General features: G+C 68.2%; 15 protein-coding genes. 1 reads left to right on the plus strand and 14 read right to left on the minus strand.

Annotated features, from left to right (window positions below; genetic code table 11):
* Positions 1 to 28 precede the first annotated feature (28 nt).
* The 5 genes from ACZ5ZX_RS16610 to ACZ5ZX_RS16630 all read right to left on the minus strand — a co-directional run bounded on the left by ACZ5ZX_RS16610 (position 29) and on the right by ACZ5ZX_RS16630 (position 6,101).
* Positions 29 to 1,135, minus strand: coding sequence for an alpha-hydroxy acid oxidase (locus tag ACZ5ZX_RS16610; RefSeq protein ID WP_465502861.1), 1,107 nt, complete (start codon positions 1,133 to 1,135; stop codon positions 29 to 31).
* The gene (gene hppD / locus ACZ5ZX_RS16615; protein WP_465502862.1) at positions 1,132 to 2,193 is read right to left on the minus strand and encodes a 4-hydroxyphenylpyruvate dioxygenase; all 1,062 of its coding nucleotides are present in this window, start codon (positions 2,191 to 2,193) and stop codon (positions 1,132 to 1,134) included. The genes ACZ5ZX_RS16610 and hppD overlap by 4 nt, the downstream gene beginning before the upstream one ends.
* Before the next feature lie 112 nt (positions 2,194 to 2,305).
* The gene (locus ACZ5ZX_RS16620; RefSeq protein ID WP_465502863.1) at positions 2,306 to 3,496 is read right to left on the minus strand and encodes a cytochrome P450; all 1,191 of its coding nucleotides are present in this window, start codon (positions 3,494 to 3,496) and stop codon (positions 2,306 to 2,308) included.
* 14 nt (positions 3,497 to 3,510) lie between these two features.
* Positions 3,511 to 5,274 (minus strand): non-ribosomal peptide synthetase, encoded by a 1,764-nt coding sequence (locus ACZ5ZX_RS16625; protein ID WP_465502864.1) that lies wholly within the window; start codon positions 5,272 to 5,274, stop codon positions 3,511 to 3,513.
* The gene (locus tag ACZ5ZX_RS16630) at positions 5,271 to 6,101 is read right to left on the minus strand and encodes an alpha/beta fold hydrolase (RefSeq protein ID WP_465502865.1); all 831 of its coding nucleotides are present in this window, start codon (positions 6,099 to 6,101) and stop codon (positions 5,271 to 5,273) included. Before ACZ5ZX_RS16630 ends, ACZ5ZX_RS16625 begins: the two co-directional genes overlap by 4 nt.
* 247 nt (positions 6,102 to 6,348) lie before the next feature.
* Between ACZ5ZX_RS16630 and ACZ5ZX_RS16635 the strand changes: the two genes are divergently transcribed.
* Positions 6,349 to 7,635 (plus strand): aminotransferase-like domain-containing protein, encoded by a 1,287-nt coding sequence (locus ACZ5ZX_RS16635; protein ID WP_465502866.1) that lies wholly within the window; start codon positions 6,349 to 6,351, stop codon positions 7,633 to 7,635.
* A gap of 613 nt (positions 7,636 to 8,248) precedes the next feature.
* On the opposite strand, the gene mpaM is transcribed toward ACZ5ZX_RS16635, so the two are convergent.
* The 9 genes from mpaM to ACZ5ZX_RS16680 form a co-directional block, all read right to left on the minus strand.
* Positions 8,249 to 9,070 (minus strand): daptide-type RiPP biosynthesis methyltransferase, encoded by an 822-nt coding sequence (mpaM, locus tag ACZ5ZX_RS16640; RefSeq protein WP_465502867.1) that lies wholly within the window; start codon positions 9,068 to 9,070, stop codon positions 8,249 to 8,251.
* A 39-nt stretch (positions 9,071 to 9,109) separates the two neighbouring features.
* Entirely contained in the window at positions 9,110 to 9,934 is an 825-nt protein-coding gene (locus tag ACZ5ZX_RS16645) for a PIG-L deacetylase family protein (RefSeq protein ID WP_465502868.1), read from the minus strand.
* 10 nt (positions 9,935 to 9,944) lie between these two features.
* On the minus strand, positions 9,945 to 11,171 hold the full coding sequence (locus ACZ5ZX_RS16650) for a methyltransferase domain-containing protein (protein WP_465502869.1): 1,227 nt from the start codon (positions 11,169 to 11,171) through the stop codon (positions 9,945 to 9,947).
* Positions 11,172 to 11,216: 45 nt separating this feature from the next.
* A complete protein-coding gene (locus ACZ5ZX_RS16655) occupies positions 11,217 to 12,449 on the minus strand; it encodes a glycosyltransferase (protein WP_465502870.1) in 1,233 nt (410 codons plus the stop codon).
* A 32-nt stretch (positions 12,450 to 12,481) separates the two neighbouring features.
* The gene (locus ACZ5ZX_RS16660; RefSeq protein ID WP_465502871.1) at positions 12,482 to 13,711 is read right to left on the minus strand and encodes a glycosyltransferase; all 1,230 of its coding nucleotides are present in this window, start codon (positions 13,709 to 13,711) and stop codon (positions 12,482 to 12,484) included.
* Positions 13,708 to 14,913, minus strand: coding sequence for a glycosyltransferase (locus ACZ5ZX_RS16665; RefSeq protein ID WP_465502872.1), 1,206 nt, complete (start codon positions 14,911 to 14,913; stop codon positions 13,708 to 13,710). The genes ACZ5ZX_RS16660 and ACZ5ZX_RS16665 overlap by 4 nt, the downstream gene beginning before the upstream one ends.
* A gap of 48 nt (positions 14,914 to 14,961) precedes the next feature.
* On the minus strand, positions 14,962 to 16,437 hold the full coding sequence (locus ACZ5ZX_RS16670) for a tryptophan 7-halogenase (protein ID WP_465502873.1): 1,476 nt from the start codon (positions 16,435 to 16,437) through the stop codon (positions 14,962 to 14,964).
* Positions 16,438 to 16,498: 61 nt separating this feature from the next.
* On the minus strand, positions 16,499 to 17,719 hold the full coding sequence (locus ACZ5ZX_RS16675) for a cytochrome P450 (RefSeq protein WP_465502874.1): 1,221 nt from the start codon (positions 17,717 to 17,719) through the stop codon (positions 16,499 to 16,501).
* Positions 17,720 to 17,845: 126 nt separating this feature from the next.
* A complete protein-coding gene (locus ACZ5ZX_RS16680; protein ID WP_465502875.1) occupies positions 17,846 to 19,042 on the minus strand; it encodes a cytochrome P450 in 1,197 nt (398 codons plus the stop codon).
* Positions 19,043 to 19,198 lie beyond the last annotated feature (156 nt).

Genomic DNA, 19,198 nt, shown 5'->3' on the forward strand with positions numbered 1-19,198 from the left:
TCCTCCTTCGGGAAAGCTCGGATCGACGTCAGGAGAAGGACCCGCCGGCGGGACATGAGCCGTAGTGAGAAACCCGCGTGCCCAGCCGGGCGGCCGCGCTCACCGAGTCACATCCCGCGAGCCCCAACGCGTTCCGGAATTCGACGGCGAGCAGGTCGAGCAGCTGCCGGGCACCGTCCTCGCCACCCGCGGCGAGTCCCCACATCACCGGTCGTCCGACCAGGACGGCCGACGCCCCCAGCGCGATCGCCTTCAGGATGTCCCCGCCGCTCCGAATCCCCCCGTCCAGCAGTATCTCCCCCTTCCATCCGGAAAGGGCGGCGGCGATCTCACCCAGCATTTCGATTCCCGGAACCGCACCGTCCAACTGACGACCTCCGTGGTTGGACACCACGATTCCGCCGACCCCCACGTCGACGGCACGGCTCGCGTCTTCGACGGCGAGAATACCCTTGAGCAGCACGGGAAGCTCCGTATTCGCACGAACAGCTTCGACGGATTCCCAAGTGGCCGGTGCGAATTCGCGCGCGGTGTGGTCGGCGACCGCCGAATGCCCGTTAGTACGGCGATGCGCGGCCACGCCGGCGTCGAAATTGGCCGCTGTCACCGAGTTCGGCAGGGCGAAGCCGTTGCGCATGTCCCGCAGCCGCCGCCCCATCCACGGCACGTCGACGGTGAACACGATCGCCTCGCAGCCGGCGTCCTCCGCGCGGCGGACGAGTTCGAGCGAACGTTTCTCGTCGCGCAGCCAGTACAGCTGGAACCAAGGTCGTCCGCCGACGGCCGCGATCTCCTCCAGCGGGAAACTGCTCAGGGTGCAGATGGTGTACGGCACACCGGCGTCCCTCGCCGCGCGAGCCGCCGCGAGCTCACCCTCGGGATGGAACAACCGCTGGTACGCGATCGGGGCGACCGCCATCGGCAGCGCGGCGCGCCGTCCGAGAAGCTCGGTCTCGATGGTGCCGCCCGCCAGCTCGCGCAACATCCGGGGGATCAGGAAGATCCGCTCGAGCGCGGCGCGGTTGGCCTCCAGCGAGGTCTCCGCGCCGCTGCCCCCGGCGAGAAAATCCCAGATCTCGCCGGGGAGGACGTCCCGCGCCGCGCGCTCGAGGTCGTCCGGGCAGAGGTGCGTCATCGACGGGCGGGGCCGAGCTTGCTCTGCCCGGTCCGTTCCAGCTCCACGGCCTCGTACAGGGCCTTGATGTTGGAACTGCCGAAGGTGCCGGCGCCCTGCCTTTCGATGATCTCGAAGAAGATGGTCTTACGCGGATGCGTGGAGGCGGTGAAGATCTGGAACAGCTGGCCGCCGTGATCCTCGTCGGCGAGCAGCTTCGTCTCCCGCAGATCGTCCAGCGAATGCGTCTCCAGTTCGATCCGCTCGCCGAGCAGGTCGTAATAGGTGTCCGGAGTCTTCAGGAATTCCACCCCGCGCGCGGAAAGCTCCTTGACCGCGCGGACCGCGTCCGCACTGGTGAAGGCGATGTGCTGGACGCCCGCGCCGTGGTGTTCCTTGATGAAGTCGTCGATCTGGCCGGGGTCGGCGGTCTTGTCGGGCTCGATCAGGGTGAGGGTGACCTCTCCCGACGCGCTCTGCACGACCGTCGAGTTCATCGCCTGGGCACCGACCACGATGTGCTCCTCGAAGATCTGCTTGAACCCGAGGGCGCGTTCGTAGTACGCCACCGTCGGCGCGAGATCCCCCGCGTTCAGGCAGACCGCGAAGTGATCGATCGCGAGCAGGTCGATGCCTCCCCTGCCGCGGAAGGCTTCCGGCGATTCGACGGCGCCGTCGCGCTGGATCAGCGTGTGCACGACATCGCCGAACCCGCTGACGGTGGCCGTGACGACCGCGTCCGCCCGCGCACCCGGCTCGCGGATGGGTTCCGCCCCGGCGCGCACCGCGGCCTCGAAAGCGGCGGCCACGTCCGAAGTGCGCAGCGCGATGTCGGCCACTCCTTCGCCGTGGGTCTGCAGATACGTCGCCCCCGGGTGCCTGTCCGAAGTGGGCTCGGTGAGGACCAGCGCGATCGGCCCCTGCCGCAGCGTCACACTCCGGTGGTCGGCCGACCGGTCGGTGGAGGCGGTGGTGAAACCGTACTTGTCCATCCAGCCGGACGCGGCCACCTCGAGATCGGCCACATACATTTCAACGTAGTCGATCTCGAAATTCTGCATGCTTTCTTGAGAAGACAAGGCATTCCTCCGTGGAATAGATGTAACCCTCATGCTCAGGATGACGCGAGGTCAATTTCGCATCAATGGTGTCCGCTTGACATTTCTGTCCACAGTGGACAGAGAAGGTGTTTCAGCGTCCGGTGAACCGCACCGCGAGTTCCCGGTATCCCTGCACGACGACCGCGCGCAACCAGGTCGGTTCCTTCACCAGTTCCACTCGCGACACCCGTCCGGCCAGCTCCCGCAGCACGACCGCCAGTTCGATCCGCGCGAGGGCGGAGCCGAGGCAGTGGTGCAGCCCGTGGCCGAACGCGATGTGCCGATTGGGTTTCCGCCCGGCACGGAACGAGTCGGGATCGTCGAACACGGCGGGATCCCGGTTCGCTGCGGGAAGCCACGCGACCACCGGTGTGCCCGACGGCAGGTCGTGACCGTTGATCGTGACCTCGCCGGTCGACACCCGCAGCACATGCATCGCGGGCGAGGTCCAGCGCAGCACCTCGTCCACGACGGTGTCGATGTCCGCGCTCCCGTCCCGTACCTCGTCCAGCAGACCGGGCACCGTGGCGAACGCGTGCACCGCGCCGGTGATCGCGTGCCGCGTCGTCTCGTTGCCGCCGATCAACACGTTGTCGCAGTTGAGCAACACGTCGTCGGTCGTGAGGTCGCCATCGGCGACCAGCGTGCCGACGAGGTCGTCACCGGGCTGCTTGCGGCGCGCGGTGATCAGCTCGTCGAAGTAGACCAGGATCTCGGTGTGCGCCTGCCGCGGCGTCATCCCGTCGAACAGCTCGTCCTCACCGCCGAACGCGTGGTTGGTCAGGTCGATGAGCATGTCCTGGTCCACCGCGGGCACCCCGAGGATGTCGCAGACGACCGCGGCGGGGATCCGCGGGCCGATCGCCGCGGCCACGTCGCACACTTCACCGTCGAGCACGCGGTCGAGTACGCCGCGCACCTCGGCGGCCACCCGGTCCGACAGCTTCCGCGCGGCCGCCCGCGAGAGCAACGGGCCGACCAGTTTGCGGAGTTTGCGGTGCTGATCCTGTTCGGAGACCACCATCATCTGGCCACCGGAGTTGTCCGGATGGTCGCGGTCGAAGCCGATCATCATCCCGTACTCGGAGGTGAACGGGGCGGACGGCCCGAGTACCGCGGCGCAGGCCCGGTGCGAGAACACCGACCAGAAGCCGGTGGGTGAACTGCCCGGCTCACTCCACACCATCGCGTCTTCCGCCGCGAACTCGCGCCACCGGGTGTGGCGGTCCAACGTCGTGTACAGATCGGGGTTGCCGAGGTCCACGGCTGTCGTCGTCTGCATGAAACGCCTCCAGGTCAGGTGAGTGCGCCGTCGAGCACCTTGGCGAGCTGTGCCACTGTCGGCGCGTCGAAGAAGGCCTGCACTCTCAGCCGGATCTTCAGGCTTTCGCGGATGCGGCTCACCAGACGGGTCGCGAGCAACGAGTGGCCGCCGATCTCGAAGAAGCTGTCCTCGACGCCGACACTGCCGACGCCGAGCACTTCGGCGAACAACTCGGCGAGGATGATCTCCGTCGGCGTGAGCGGCGCTCGTCCCGTCCTCGCCCGCCCGGCGTTCTCCTCTTCGGGAGTGGGCAGGGCGGCCCGGTCGACCTTGCCGTTCGGTGAGATCGGGAGGCTCGGCAAACTGACGACCACATCGGGTACGAGATACGAGGGCAACCGCTTTCGCAGCGGCGGCAGAAGATTCTCGGCAGCCACCCGTTCGCCCGCGGTGCCGACCACGTAGGCGACGAGCCTGTTCTCGTGTTCGGTCACGACAGCCTGTGCCACGCCGCCGGCCGCGAGCAGCGCCGCCTCGACCTCACCCGGTTCGATCCGGTGACCACGAACCTTCAGCTGGTCGTCGACGCGGCCGACGAAGACGAACTGGCCGTCCGGACGCCGCCGCACCCGGTCTCCGGTGCGGTACATCCGGCCACCCGGCTCGCCGAAGGGATCCGGCAGGAACCGCGCGGCCGTCGCGCCCGCCGCGCGGAGGTAACCGCGGGCGAGGCCGGGGCCCACCGCGTACAGCTCGCCGACATCCCCGTCCGGGACGGGCCGCAGGCGATCGTCCAACACATACGCGCGGACACCGGTGATCGGCTTGCCGATCGGTGGCGTGCCGTCGCCGGTCAGCGGGTCGCTCGCGGTCACCGCGACCGTGGTCTCGGTGGGACCGTAGGCGTTGATCATGACGCGGTCACTCGCCCAGCGTTTCGCGACCGGGGCCGGGCACGCCTCGCCCGCGACCAGGAGGGTCACTCCCGGCGGCAGACCGCCGGCGTCCTCCAGCGGTGCCAAGGCGGACGGCGGCAACGTGATGTGGGAGATGCCCTGCTCCCGGACGAGCCTGGCGAGTGGTTCGCCGGGCACCAGGTCCGGCGCGGGCGCGAGCACCAGGCAGCCACCGGCCGCCCACATCGGCCAGAACTCGGCGACGGCGGCGTCGAAACTGGGCGAGGCGAAGGCCAGCAACCTGTTGTCCGGCAGCAAACGCTGACGGCGCACGTAGTCGGCGGCCAGGTTCGGGATGCCGCGGTGGGTGACCACCACGCCCTTCGGCCGCCCTGTCGAGCCCGAGGTGTAGATGACGTAAGCGGGGTGGTCGGGCAGCAAGGGGCCGAGCCGGTCCCGGTCGGCAAGGTTCGGCTCGGACACGCCGGGCTCCCGCACCACGCTCAGCACGTCCCCGGCGACCGAGACATCCTGTCCCGGCAAGCACAGCAGGCACTGCGCCGCCGCGTCGTCCAGCATGTGCCGCCTGCGTTCCTCCGGATAGTCCGGATCGACGGGCACGTAGGCACCACCCGCCTTGTGCACGGCCAGCATCGCGACGACGAACTCGATCGACCGCGGCATAGCCAAGGCGACCAGCCGCTCCGGGCCGACGCCGTGTGCCACGAGCCGCCGGGCGAGCCGGTTGGCTTCCGCGTTCAGTTCGGCGTAGGTCAGCGTGGTGGCACCCATCGCCACGGCCGGCCGGTCCGGCAGCGCGGCGGCGGTCGCCTCGAACAACGCGGGTGTCGTGCCCGCCGCGGGCACGGCGAGCTCGGGTGACATGGTCGTGCCGGTCATGCGGTCTCCCCCAGACGTGCGCCGGACCCGGAGCGAAGGAACCCGAGCAACTCGCGGTTCACCGCCTCCGGGTCTTCCAGATAGCCGAAGTGCCCGACACCCGGGACGGTGTGGTGCGTGGCGCCAGGGATCACGGTGGCCAACTCCCCTCCCGCGGCGGGCGGCGCCACGAGGTCGTGTTCGAAGGAAATGACGTGACAGGGCACCTTGATCGCGCGGTAGGCCTCGCGGCGGTCGGGCAGCGCGCTCAGCAGCAGCTGCGCCCGGACCCCCGGGCCCCAGGCCCCCGACGCCTCGAACAGGTCCAGCCAGTCGCCGACGAGATCGTCGTCGGCGAGCGTCGCGGGCCCCAGGTTGTGCATGGCGCGGACGGCGGCGAGGAAACCCGGCGGCAGTTCGGTACCCCGTTCGATCAGCTCGGCCTCGCTCTCGGCGAGCACCCGCTGGACGAGACTGCTCCTGCCGCAGGCCGCCATCAGTACCACCGAATCCAGCGACTCCGGATGGGCGAGAGCCAGTTCCTGCGCGATGTACGAGCCCATCGACGTGCCGACCACGTGGCACGGGGCCGCGTCGAGGTAGTCGATCAGCGCGGCCACGTCCGCGACGAGGTCGTCGATGGTGAACCCGCCCGCACCGTCGTCGCTCGGCGGGATCCCGCGGTTGTCCATGGTGATCACGCGGAATCCGGCGGCGCGCAGTGCCGGTACCTGATGCAGGTCCCACACCGAGCTCGGCGCCCCGGTGCCGGTCAGCAACAACACAGCCGGACCGTCACCTTGGTCGTGGTAAGACAACCGGATCCCGTTCTCGGTTGTCATCAGCATGATGGTCCTTCCCCGCTCGCCGCACAGCCACGGCGCGCAGCGACATGGCAACCGTCGAATTCCGCCGGTGCCGGTTTCCGTCTGATGTGGAACGTGCGATCCCCAGGTCCGCAGCGCACTCCCGTGACCGTACCTTCGGAGTTCGATTATCTGGAAGGATTCGGTACTGGACATGGACGAAAACCGGCGGTAATCGCGTCCACGCCGCTGCTTGACACTTCGCGGCCGGATGGAAATCCTAGCATTTATGCATTCGAACGGTTTGTCCAATCATTTGGATATCAAATCGCTGCACGGATCGCTCACCGATCCTGCCATCTCGTCGATGAATCTGCTCAACGAGCTGATCGACAAATATCCGGTGGCCATTTCCATGGCGGCAGGCCGGCCGTATGAAGAGTTTTTCGACATCCAGCTCATTCACGACTATCTCGACGCGTACTGCGAACATCTCCGGCGCGATCGGAAAGTGGACGAGGCCGGGGTCACCCGTGCGCTCTTCCAGTACGGCACCACGAAGGGCATCATCGCCGACATCATCGCCCGCAACCTCGCCGAGGACGAGAACATCGACGTCGGCCCGGAATCCGTGGTGGTCACCGTCGGCGCACAGGAGGCCATGTTCCTGGTGCTCCGCACGCTGCGGGCGAACGAGCGGGACGTACTCCTCGCCCCCGCTCCCACCTACGTCGGCCTGACCGGGGCGGCGCTGCTCACCGACACGCCCGTCTGGCCGGTCCGCTCGGGCGAGAACGGCATCGACCCCGAGGATCTCGTCCTCCAGCTGAAACGAGCCGACGAGCAGGGCAAGCGGGTGCGGGCCTGCTACGTGACCCCCAACTTCGCCAATCCCACCGGCACCAGCATGGATCTGCCGTCCCGCCACCGGCTGCTCGACGTCGCCGAGACGCACGGAATCCTGCTGCTGGAAGACAACGCGTACGGGCTCTTCGGCGCCGAGCGCCTCCCCACGCTGAAAGCACTCGACCGTTCGGGGACCGTGGTCTACATCGGGTCCTTCGCCAAGACCGGCATGCCCGGCGCCCGGGTCGGCTACGCGGTGGCGGATCAGCGCGTGGCGGGCGGTGGCCTGTACGCCGACCAGCTCTCCAAGCTCAAGGGCATGCTCACCGTGAACACCTCACCCATCGCGCAGGCGGTGATCGCCGGGAAGCTGCTGCTCAACGACTACAGCCTCACCAAGGCCAACGTCCGGGAGACCGCCATCTACCAGCGCAATCTCCACCTGACGCTGAACGAACTCGACCGCAGGCTCGGCGGCCGCGCGGGGGTCCGCTGGAACGCCCCCACGGGCGGATTCTTCGTCACCGTCACCGTGCCCTTCGTCGTCGACGACGAACTGCTGGCGGACGCCGCCCGCGACCACGGTGTGCTGTTCACCCCGATGCATCACTTCTACGGCGGGAAGGGCGGGTTCAATCAGCTCCGGCTTTCCATCAGCCTGCTGACGCCGGAGCTGATCGAGGAAGGCGTGGGCAGGCTCGCCGCATTGATCACTTCGCGACTGCCGTGACCTCTCGGGGGATCAGGGACCCGCATTTGCTCACCCACCGCTCCGGCTCACGCCCCGAGAGCCGCACGCTGTGTGGCGGTGGCTCGGCTATGAAGGAATTGGGACACTCAACGTCCCAATTCCTTCATAGCCGAAGTGGGTCGCCCCACCCCACGCCGGCCCGCAGGTCAGGCGTAAGTCCGTGAAGGCCTCCTTCCCTACTTTCAAGGTAGGGAAGGAGGCCTTCACGGACTTACTGGTTTGAGGCTTCCGGTGATGAGTGGGCTGGGCTGATCGTGAGTGGCGATCCGGGTTCTATTGAGGGGCAAGGCAAATATGGCGTGTCCTGGCGCGGGACCGGGCCGCCTGACGGAAGCCGCACCGGCTGCGCGTGAAGGCCCCCGTCCCTCGGCTGAGCCGAGGGAAGGGGGCCTTCACGCGCTCCCCAAGTACATGAAGGACCCCGTCCTGTACCTAGGCGCAAGGAAGGGGGCCATCATGTACTTCGCCGCGAGCCGGGCCCGCAGGTCACGAGCAGGTACCTAAGAGAGGGTTCGCTCTAGCCCGAATCGCCACTCGCAACCACATTCGACACACCACGTTTGCCTTACCCCTCAATAACCCGAAGCGCCGCTCACGACCGTCGCGCCTCCACCAGCACCATGTCGTCACGACCGCCGCCGGTGGAGGCGAACGGTTTCCGTGCGACGACGTCGAAGCCCGACTGTCCGAGTTCCCGCACGATCCGGTCCACGGTGAGGAGCCTTCGGCGATGCGTGCAGACGACGAAGGGATCCGCGGTCTCGTCGGCCGGGTAGATGGTGATTTCCTCGATCTCCTCGGACGGCAGGATCTTCACGTGCAGTACGTGTCGCCTGCCACTGCGCCCGGACAACTCCTGGCTGCGCTCCACCGGCTCCGCTTCGACGGGTTTCGTCAATTCCAGGCTGAGCAGGAATTTCCCCTCGGGCGCCAGATGCTCGAGAACCGACGCGTACAAGCCTTTCCGTTCGGCCTCGCCGAGTTCGTTGATCGAGCCCGAGCTGATGACCACCGTGCCGAAGCGCTTGTCCAACGCGAAAGCGCTCATGTCCCCCCGGACCACCGTGCAGCGCTCCCGCAGGGCCGACGGCGCTTCCGCCAGCCGCTTCCGGAACGCGGCGACCACCGTGGCCGACAGTTCCAAGGCGGTCATGTCCCAGCCGAGTTCCAGGAAAGGGAAGGTCAGCCTGCCCATTCCGGCCGCGAGCTCCAGCACCGGCCCGGGGTCCCCGGGAACGCGGGCCGCGAATTCCCGCGTTTCCAGGGTGCCGTCGGAGTCCTGGATCAAATCCCGATAGGTGTCCGAGCCGTCTTCGTCGTAGAAGTCGCACAGCACACCCCGCTGCCCCACCGAGGAAAGCAGGACGCCGGCGTGCGCGGTCCTGGCCGGGCCGCGCTCCAGTTGATCGGTCATCGGGACACCCTCCTGGTCGGCATTCTTCTCCGGCACGATTCAGCCGTTGTCTTCGCGGGCGATGACCGGCCAGGTCGTTTCGCCGTACACGTCCTGCGGCGAGCTTTTCCGGGCGTGCCTTTCCAACTGCGCGAAAAGGTCCTTTTCCGGGCCGTGGAGCATCGACATCTGCGTCGGGTAGAGCCGCATCGCCTCGAACTTCCGTGCCCGCGCCGCCGGCTCGACGGAGACGAAATCGGGAGCACCGAGCCGGAAACCCGCCGGGAGTTCGGCGGCGCCCGGCGCGAACATCGCGTGCGGGAGGTCTTCCCACAGCCGCACCGGGATGTCCTTCTCCCGCGCGACGAGCAGCGTGGCGTCCCGCGTGATCTCGTTGTCGACATGTCCGCTGGCGGCCGCGCAGGTCACGATCAGCGTCGGGTCGCACTCGCCGACGATCGACGCGATTTCCGCCTGCACCGCGGCGAACAGCTCCGGATCACCCTGCGGCGATTGCGGTCCGATGGCCAGCTTCTGCCGTCCTGGCACGTTGTCGGCCAGCCATCGGCCGTCCGGCGACTTGCGATAGATGGCGTCGAGGAAGCGACCGTGCCGGTACTCGGCCCCCAGGTGGCCGAGCGCGGCGATGTCTTCCTCGCGGCGACGCAGCGACGCGTCCTCATCCGGCGAGAGCCCCCAGATCGAGTGCAGCCGCTCCGCCGCCGGGGAGAACGGCGGCGTCGCGCTACCGGCGAACACCGTGTGGACGGTCACTTTCGCGCCGTCGCGTTCCGCCTGGGCGAGGCCCGCCCCGAAGGACAGGACCGCGTCGTCCAGATGCGGGGAGATCGCCAGTATCCGGTCCGCGCCGAGGTCGTTGGTCATCGCGGCCACGTCAGCTCACGTGCACATTCGGCACGTACCGGATCCACTGTCCGCCGGAGTCACGGAAAGCCTGCTCCGCGTTCATGATCTCGTCGGCGTGGTTCCAGGCGAACAGCAGTGCGTAGTCCGGGTGATCGTCGGCGAATTCCCGGTACTCGCGGACCGGGATGTGCTGCCCGGGGCTGAGCCTGCCCTGTTTGGCCGGGGTGGTGTCCGAGATGAACTCCACCAGATCCGGGGTGATGCCACAGAAGTTGGTCACCGTGGCGCTCTTCGCCGTCGCGCCGTAGCCGACGACGCGTTTGCCCTCGGCGCGAAGCTTGGTCAGCAGCGCGATCAGGTCTTCCTTGATCTTCTTGACGTTGGCGGCGAAACCTTCGAGCGTGGCGTACTCCGCGAGCTTGCGCTCGGTCTCCCACGCCAGGAGCTCCGCCACGGCCTCGGTCGGATTCCGGGCCCCGGCGAGGGCGAGGGTGTAGCGGACCTCGCCGCCGTGCACCGGGATGCGCTCGACGTCCACGAGCTCGAGACCGTTGCGCGCGGCCATCTCCTGGACCGAACGCGCGGTGAAGAAGAAGAAATGCTCGTCGTAGATCTGGTCGAACGAGGTGCGCTCCACGATGTCACCGAGGTACGGGTCCTCGAAGACGAACACGCCGTTCGGGCCGAGCAGGGTGGTGACGCCCTTCAGGATCGAGTCCATGTAAGGGATGTGGCACAGGGTGTTGGCCGCGTAGATCACGTCGGCGGGCCCGTCGTTCTTCCGGATGTCGGCCGCGGTCGCCGCTTCGAAGAAGTCCTTGCGGACGCGGATCCCCTTGGCCGCGGCCAGATCGGCGACGCCGCCGGAGGGTTCGACGCCGAGCTGGCGCACGCCCGCTTCGGCCACGGCCTTGAGCATGATGCCGTCGTTGCAGCCGAGCTCGACGATGAACGGGTCTTCGCCGGTCAGCTCCGTGGTCAGCAACCGCTTGGCCAGTCCGGTGAAATGCTCGCGCATGACGGCCGAACCGGACGAGTGGTAGGGGTAGGCCTCGTGGAACATCAGGTCCCTCGGGACCTCTTCCATCAACTGCACCATCGTGCAGGAATCGCAGATCCCCGTGGCGAGCCGGAAGAAGAACTCCTTCTTCTCCTCGCCGGGAACCACGAACGCGTCCGAAAGCGGCTGTCGCCCGAAATCGATGAACTCGGTGACAGTGCCGTCACAGATACGGCACTGGGACGTGGTGGGCATGCGGTCTCCTCTGTGCTTTGTCGTCGAAGAAGTCGTGGCGCGCGGTCACGCGGGAACGGTGAGCTTGCCCTGTCCCGCGGCCTCGAACAGCAGTTCCGCGGCCATCGTCCGGCCGTCGGTGCGGACCTGGTCCGCCACGGCCGCCACTCGCGCGCGGGTTTCCGGGGAAAGGGCCTCAGTGAGCGCGGCCGAGAAGGTGTCGAAGGTCGGGACCGGACGTTCCTCCAGCGCCACCCCGATTCCCAGCGCGGTCACGCGGCTCGCGAAGTACGGCTGATCCGTGTGCCGGGGTAGCACGAGCTGGGGGATGCCCGCCCGTGCGGCCAGGTGCAACGTGCCCGCGCTGCCCTTGTGGAGGGCGGCGGCCACCCGGCCGAACAGTGCCTGGATGTTCACCTCGCCGACGGCGAAGCAGTCGGCCCCGTCGTCGGGCAGGTCCAGATCGGCCCAGCCGCGGGAAAGGATCACGCGGTGACCCTGGGCGCGGATGGCTTCGATGGCCGTCTTCGTGGCGTCGGCGAGTCCGGGACCGGACGCGCTGCCGAAACCGACGTACACCGGCGGTGGCCCGGCGGCCAGGAACGCCTCCAGATCCGCCGGGAGCGGCCGTTCGTCCGGCAGGATCCAGGCGCCGGTCTGCACGGCGTCGAGAGCCGGATCCACCGGGGCCAGGACGGCGTCCGCCGCCAGCCAGGGTCGCTCGCCGTAGCCGTAGCGGAAGACGTCCTCGACCGGGGCCAGGCCGATCGCGGCGCGCCTGTTGTTGAGCGCTTCCCCGTACCGCTCGGAGAAACGCTCGGCACGCTCGGCCCAGAGCACCCCGAAGTCGGTCACGCCCGGCGTGGTCCGCTCGTCCTCGGGCGGGTGATAGTTCGACGACGGCAGGTAGTTCGGGCTGTAGGCGGCGTAGAAGTAAGGGATACCGAGCTTCTCGGCCACCGACCGCACGCCGGTCGCGTGAGCCAGCTCGCCGGTCGCCACCGCCACGTCACAGCCCTCGGCCCCCGGGGGGACCTGGTCGAACTGCATGTCGATCGCCATGGCCGCGAACTTGCGCTCCTCCTCGGCCGACGGCGGCGGCATTCCCTCCTGCAGCAGCATTCCCTCGTGTGCCAGTCCGACCGGCACATGCGGCACACCGGCTTCGGCGAGCCGGTCGGCGGAGGAAGGCGACGCGCACATGCGTACTTCCGCGCCGAGTTCCCGCAACCTGACCGCCAAGGCCACCAGCGGTTCGACGTCTCCGCGGCTTCCGCACGTCGACAACAGCACACGCATTTCGCGTCCCCTATCTTGATCGGTTGTGGGTTTCACGCGGAAACCGAAGACTTGGCCCGGCTGGCCGCGTCGAGCAGCAGTTCCGCCGCCACCGTCGTCCCGTCCGTCCCGGCCGTGGCCGCCACGGCCGTCGCACGGGCACGGGTTTCCGGGGCGAGCGCCGTGGTGAGCGCGGCCGACAGGGAATCGAAGGTCGGGACCGGACCGTCGTGCGCCACGCCGATCCCCAGCTCGGCCACGCGGCTCGCGTAGTACGGCTGGTCCGCCATCTGGGGCAGCAGGATCTGGGGCGCGCCCGCCCGCGTCGCCACGTGCGTGGTGCCCGCGCCGCCGTGGTGGACGACGGCGGCCACCCGGGGGAACAGCGCCTGGTGGTTCACTTCGCCGGTCTCGAAACAGTCTTCCCGGTCGTCGGGCAGCACCAGATCGGCCCAGCCACGGGAAAGGATCACCCGGCGGCCCTTGGCGCGGATCGCGGCGACGGCCACCCGGACGGCGTCGGCGGGGGCGCGCAGGCTGCCGAACCCGAGGTACACCGGCGGTGTGCCGCCGTCGAGAAAGGCTTCCAGCTCAGCGGAAAGCGGTCGTTCGTCCGGCACGATCCAGGCACCGGTCTGGACGGCGTCGAGGTCGGTCGGCTGCAGCGGGGCCAGCACCGGGTCCGCGGCCAGCCAAGGATGATCGGTGTAGCCGAAGCCGAAGATGTCCTCCACCGGCGGCAGGCCTGCCGCTTCCCGCAGACTGTTGAGCGGGCCGCCGTATCGCCGGAACGCGCTCTGGTTGTTCCGCTCCCACAGCGTCCGGATGTCGGTCCCCTCCGGTGCCGGCGGCTCGCCGAGGGGCGGCGGTGGCGCGTAGTGCGGCGACGGCACGAAACTCGGGCAGTGGAAGGCGTAGAAGTACGGGATGCCCAGCTTTTCGGCCACCGACCGCACTCCGAGCGCGGCGGCCAGCAGCCCGGAGGTCACCACGGCGGAGCACCCCTCGGCGGCCGCCGGGATCCGGTCGAACTGCGTGGCGATCGTCTCGGTCATGAACCGCTGCATGTCCTCGCGCGTCGGCGGCGCCGCGTTCTTAACCGGTTCGCGCGCGGAGGCGCCGACGGGCACATGCGGCACGCCGACCTCGGCCAGCCGATCCGCGCAGTCCGGCGGTGCGGCCAGCCTCGCCTCCGCACCGAGCTCCCGCAACCGGACGGCCAGCGCCACCAGCGGTTCGACGTCGCCGCGGCTTCCGCACGTCGCCAACAACACCCGCGTCACAGTTCCCCCGTTCCTGCGGAAACAACCGGCTTCTCGACGCCGGCCGCGTCGAACAGCAGTTCCGCGGCCACCGTCGTCCCGTCGACGCGCATGGTGCCCGCCACCGTCTTCGCCCGCGCCCGGATTTCCGGGGAGAGGGCCGTGCCGAGCGCCGCGGACAAGGCATCGGCGGCCGGGATCGGCCCGTCGATCGCCACCCCGACGCCCAGCTCGGCCACCCGGTCGGCGTGATACGCCTGCTCCACCACGTTGTCCACCACGCGACGCACGACGACATGGGGGATGCCCGCCTGCATGGCCACGTACGTCGTGCCCGCGCTGTCGTGGTGGATGGCGGCGGAGACCCGGCCGAACAGCTCCTGGAGGTTCACCTCGCCGACGGCGAAGCAGCCGTCGTCCTCGTCCGGCAGGGTGAGATCGGCCCAGCCACGGGAAAGCACCACCCGGTGGCCCTGTGCGCGGACCACCTCGACGGCCACCTTCGCGGCGGCGGCGGTCCTGGCACCGGACGAGCTGCCGAAACCGACGTAGACCGGCCGCGGTCCGGCGGCCAGGAACGCCTCCAGCTCCGACGGCAGGGGCCGTTCGTCGGGCAGGATCCACGCACCGGTCTGGACAGTGCCGGAGTCCGACGGCGGGAGCGGCGCCAGTACCTGGTCCGACGCCAGCCAGGGCCGCTCGGTGTAGCCGTAGTCGAAGAGGTCCTTCACCGGCGCCAGGCCGAGCGAGGCCCGCTTTTCGTTGACCACGTCACCGAAGAGGCCGTAAGCACCTTCGTTGTACATGTCGAGCTCCGCCCGGCTGTGCACCGACGGCAGATGGTCCGGGGACAGCACGACGTAGCGGTACGGAACGCCCAGCTTCTCCGCCACCGACCGCGCGGCGACGGCGGCGGGCAGCAGACCGGTCGTCACCACCGCCGCACAGCCTTCGGCGGCCGCCGGAAGCTTTTCGAACCATTCGGCGACCACGTCGGTCACGATTTCGGGATCCCCCGGCGCCGGTTCACCCGGCCCGCGCGCACCCGCTCGTACCGCCGGCCCGACCGGCACCATCGGCACACCGACCTCGGCGCACCGGTCCGCGTAGTCGGGCGGCAGGCACATCCGCGCCCGCACACCCAGTTCCCGCAACCGGACGGCCAAGGCCACCAACGGTTCGATGTCCCCGCGTGATCCACACCCCGAGATCAGCACGCGCATTTCGCATCCCCTGTTTCGTAGGTCCTCGGCCACCGGTCGGCTCCTGGCTCACACCGGGTGGTGCGGCAGCCACTTCATTCCGTCGGGCGAAGTCACCAGGCCGCCGGGGAAGAGCGGCAGCTCGGGTTCGGCATCCTCGCCGAGGAGCGCCTTCATCTGGACCTGGCCCGCTTCCTGCATCGCCTGCTGGACCACCGCCGACTTGAACATCGGCACCATGTCGTCGCCGTCGCCCGCCGCCATCTTGTCCACGGCCGCGGCGAACTCGGCGCTGCGCGCGGCGATCCGGTCGGCCGCGGTCAGCGCGGTCTCCCCCGATGACACCCCGCCGATCAGCTCGACGAAGGATTCGATGTCGGTGCTCTGGTTCTGGGTGACCTTCTTGGCCTGCCAGAAATACGATTCCTCGTTCACGTTCATCTGGTAGAAGGACACGAGGAATTCGTAGAAGACGCCGTACTCGCGGCGGTAGCGCGACTCGAACTCGTTCAGCGCGGTCTTCTCGTCCAGGTCACCCGCGAGGACGCTGTTGATCGACCGGGCCGCGAGCAGCGCGCTGTAGGTCGCCAGGTGCACCCCGGAGGAGAACACCGGGTCCACGAAGCACGCGGCGTCGCCGACCAGGATCATCCCCGGCCGCCAGTAACTCTCCTGCTGGTACGAATAGTCCTTGCGGACCCGCAGTTCCCCGTACTTGCCGGTCGTCACCCTGGTCGCGTTCGAGAGGTAGTCCGAGATCAGCGGGCATTCGGCGATCAAGGCGTTGAGGGCCTTCTCGCGGTCGCCCTGGATCTTGTCGGCGTCCTCACGGCGCACCACCGCGCCGACGCTGGTCAGCGTGTCGCTCAACGGGATGTACCAGAACCAGCCGTTGTCGAAGGCGACGCTCAGGATGTTCCCCGACACCGGCTCCGGCAGGCGTTTGCCACCTTCGAAATAGCCGAACAACGCGAGGCTGCGGAAGAACTCCGAGTAGTTCCGCGAACCGCCGACCTTCGAGTAAAGCCTGCTCTTGTTGCCCGACGCGTCGATCACGAACCGCGCCGACACTTCACGCTCGTTGCCGTCGGGATCGGTGTAGCGCGCACCGGTGACCCGCTCACCGTCCTCCACGACGTCGGTGACCGCGCACCCTTCCCGCACGACCACACCCTTGCTCTTGGCGTTCTTCAGCAGGATGTCGTCGAAGCGCGCCCGCTCGACCTGATAGGCGTGCGACGTCGAACCGGCCATTTTGGCGGAGATGCCGAAGTGGAACGTCCACGGCTCCGGCCGGGCACCCCAGCGGAACGTGCCGCCCCGTTTGATCGGGAAACCGGCATTGGCCAGCTCGTCGGAGACGCCGAGCATCCGGCACACGCCGTGCACCGTGGCAGGCAGCAGCGACTCGCCGATCTGGTATCGAGGGAAAACCTCTTTTTCCAGCAACAACACGCGATGGCCCTGCATGGCCACCAGCGTGGCGACGGTCGAACCACCCGGCCCGCCACCAGCCACCACCACATCGAAGTCTTCGACCGACATCTCCCACCATTCCTCTATCGAGTGTCAAATTGCGGAGGCTGGTTTTCCACCCCGGATCGTGCTACCAGGCGACTGGAACCTGATCAGGGCAATCGACGAACGCGCTTCGGTATTTCACTTCCGCGACGGGCACTGCCAGCCGCAGTCCGGGGAATCGCCGCCACAGGGTCTGATACGCCGTCCGCAGCATCGAACGGGCCAGCGCCGCGCCGACGCAATAATGGATTCCGTGCCCGAATCCGACGTCCGACACCGCGGCACGATTCGCGTCCAGGACGTTGGGATCCGGCGTCAACGCCGCATCCCTGTTCGCCATCAGGACCGAGCACAGGACGTAATCCCCCGCCTTGATCAACTGTCCGTCGATGACCACGTCCTTGATCGCGAGGCGTGGATTCGGCGCCTGCACCGGAGACAGGTAACGCACCAGTTCGTTGACGAGGCGATCGGCGCGCTCCGGACCTTCGAAAAGCACCTTGATCTGGTCGGGGTTCTGCAGCAGGGCGAGCACGCCGAAGCCGATCATCCCCGCGACCGTCTCGACACCACCGAGGATCAGCGCCGTGCACAGCCCCTTCAGTTCCTCGTCCGTGACGTTGCCGCCGTGCTCACGCACGATCATGCCGAGGAACCCGTCGTCCGGATCCGCGCGCTGCCGGGCGATGAGATTGTCCAAGTACCGGTTGAACGCCGCGCTGTCCGCCGCCCGCGCCTTGAGGCCGCGGCTCAGATCGGTGTTCCGCCTGAGCCGCCGGACGAACTCGCGCTGGTCGTCCCGCGGGATGCCGAGCAGTTCGCACAGGGAGAAGGCGCCGACCGGGTCGGCGAACAGCGCCTGGAGGTCCGCGGGTGACCCCTCGGCCTCCATCAGGTCGAGGCGATCATCCACGAGGCTTTGGATGGCCGGCTCCATCCGGCGGATCCGCCGGACCGTGAACTCCGGCGTGAGCATCTTCCGCAGCCGAGTGTGTTCCGGCGGGTCATAGGTCGATATCTGCCCGACGAACTGGGCTTCGACATGCGCCCCGGATTTCGCGTTGGTGAATTGCGGCCGCGTGGTGAAATTCTCGTGATCACCCAATATCCGGCGGACGACGTCGTAACCCTGTGCCTGCCAGACGAATTCTCTGCCCAGCTGCGTCGACGAATCGCCGGTTATCCGGACCAGCGGGCCGTGCGCCCTGAGGTCGAAATTGTCCTCATGCGGATCGCAGTTCGTCCTCAGCTGGAAGTTCGCGGGCTCCCGCAGGAGTGGCGCGACCTGATCGATACCGTGCCCCATCCGAATGGAAGCTCCTTGGTTGACCGGAAAATGACCGTCGGGATTTATCGGCCCGAACACGCCGACACCCAATTTCACCCGTAATCAGGCGGGACGTCCAGCGGCCCCGGTGGACGGGCAGGCCGATCACCAGGCGACCATCAGCTCGGCCAAGCCGTACGCGGGAGTGGTCAGGCGGAACTTGGTGTCCTGTGCGGGATCCGCGAGCCTCAGCGCGGGAAAACGCCGCCACAGCGCGGTGAAGACCGTGCGCAGTTCGAGGCGGGCCAGCGCGGCGCCGAGGCAATGGTGGATGCCGTGCCCGAACGCGACATGCGGGACGGGATCGCGGGTGACGTCGAGCCGCTCCGGATCCGGTACCAGTGCGGGGTCACGGTTCGCCGCGGGCAGCGAACAGATGACACTCTCGCCCCGCTTGATCACCTGGTCCCCGATGGTGACGTCCTGCGTGGCGATACGAGGTGTCGGGCTGTAAGGCACGGTCAGGTACCGGATCAGTTCGTCGACGGCTCGTTGCGCCGACTGGTCGTCACCGCGGAACGCGGCGATCTGCTCGGGGTGGCGCAGCATCGCCAGCACACCAAGCCCGATCATGCCGGAGATGTTGTCGTCGCCGGCCAGCATCACCTGCACGCAGAAGCCGCGCAGCTCCTCGTCCGTGGCGTCGTCCCCGTATTCGGCGACGACCGCCCCGATCATCCCCTCGCCCGGTTCTTCGCGTTCCCTGGCGATCATCGCCAGCAGGTACCGGGAGAACTTGTCGCCGAGCGCCGCCCGCCTCTTCTGGCTCAGTGAGGCGTCGAGATGTCCGTGACAGAGCTTCAGGAACATGTCCCGGTCGTCCCTCGGCACGCCGATCAGTTCGCACAGCACGGCGCCGGGCACCTTCTCGGCGAGGAGCGGGACCAGATCCGCGGGGGATCCCGCCTCCTCCATCTCGTCGAGACAGCCGTTCACGATCTGCTCGACGTACGGCTGCATGCGCTGCATCTTGCGCAGGGTGAAGCCGGGAGTCAGCTTCTGCCGCAGCCGTGTGTGCTCGGGCGGGTCGTAGTCCATCAGGTTTCCGACCAGTTCACGCGGCCGGAAGATGCCCTTCCCGCCGATCTCGTCCCGCGGGTCCCAGCGGCGCCGGGTGCTGAACTGCTTGTGATCGCCCATCACCTGCCGGACGACGGCGTGCGTGGCCGCCATCCAATGGGTCTCGGCATCCGCTCCGGATCCGACAGTGACCCTCGTCAGCAATCCGGCGGCGAGCAGCTCGTCCGCCGGGTCCAAGCCGTCCCTGCGAATGTGCAGCGGACGCGGGTCGTCCTCGCTCAACGGGAAAACTCCTTTGCTACGGCGGAGAAAAAGGGGCACAGGTAGCGGGTGGGCTGAGGTGGTCGTGGTTTGGGGTTTGTGGTGTTTGACAACTAGAGCGACCACCACCACAGGCCAGCCGCCGCCCGGGCCGAGGGGAGGGAGGGGGGGGGCACC

The organism is Amycolatopsis sp. NPDC033938 (genome assembly GCF_055575975.1).

Coding starts and splice junctions, on each gene's coding strand:
- ACZ5ZX_RS16610 (WP_465502861.1), bottom strand. CDS start 1,135: ATGACGCACCTCTGCCCGGACGACCTCGAGCGCGCGGCGCGGGACGTC.
- ACZ5ZX_RS16620 (WP_465502863.1), bottom strand. CDS start 3,496: ATGCAGACGACGACAGCCGTGGACCTCGGCAACCCCGATCTGTACACG.
- ACZ5ZX_RS16625 (WP_465502864.1), bottom strand. CDS start 5,274: ATGACCGGCACGACCATGTCACCCGAGCTCGCCGTGCCCGCGGCGGGC.
- ACZ5ZX_RS16630 (WP_465502865.1), bottom strand. CDS start 6,101: ATGCTGATGACAACCGAGAACGGGATCCGGTTGTCTTACCACGACCAA.
- ACZ5ZX_RS16635 (WP_465502866.1), top strand. CDS start 6,349: ATGCATTCGAACGGTTTGTCCAATCATTTGGATATCAAATCGCTGCAC.
- mpaM (WP_465502867.1), bottom strand. CDS start 9,070: ATGACCGATCAACTGGAGCGCGGCCCGGCCAGGACCGCGCACGCCGGC.
- ACZ5ZX_RS16645 (WP_465502868.1), bottom strand. CDS start 9,934: ATGACCAACGACCTCGGCGCGGACCGGATACTGGCGATCTCCCCGCAT.
- ACZ5ZX_RS16650 (WP_465502869.1), bottom strand. CDS start 11,171: ATGCCCACCACGTCCCAGTGCCGTATCTGTGACGGCACTGTCACCGAG.
- ACZ5ZX_RS16655 (WP_465502870.1), bottom strand. CDS start 12,449: ATGCGTGTGCTGTTGTCGACGTGCGGAAGCCGCGGAGACGTCGAACCG.
- ACZ5ZX_RS16665 (WP_465502872.1), bottom strand. CDS start 14,913: ATGCGCGTGCTGATCTCGGGGTGTGGATCACGCGGGGACATCGAACCG.
- ACZ5ZX_RS16670 (WP_465502873.1), bottom strand. CDS start 16,437: ATGTCGGTCGAAGACTTCGATGTGGTGGTGGCTGGTGGCGGGCCGGGT.
- ACZ5ZX_RS16675 (WP_465502874.1), bottom strand. CDS start 17,719: ATGGGGCACGGTATCGATCAGGTCGCGCCACTCCTGCGGGAGCCCGCG.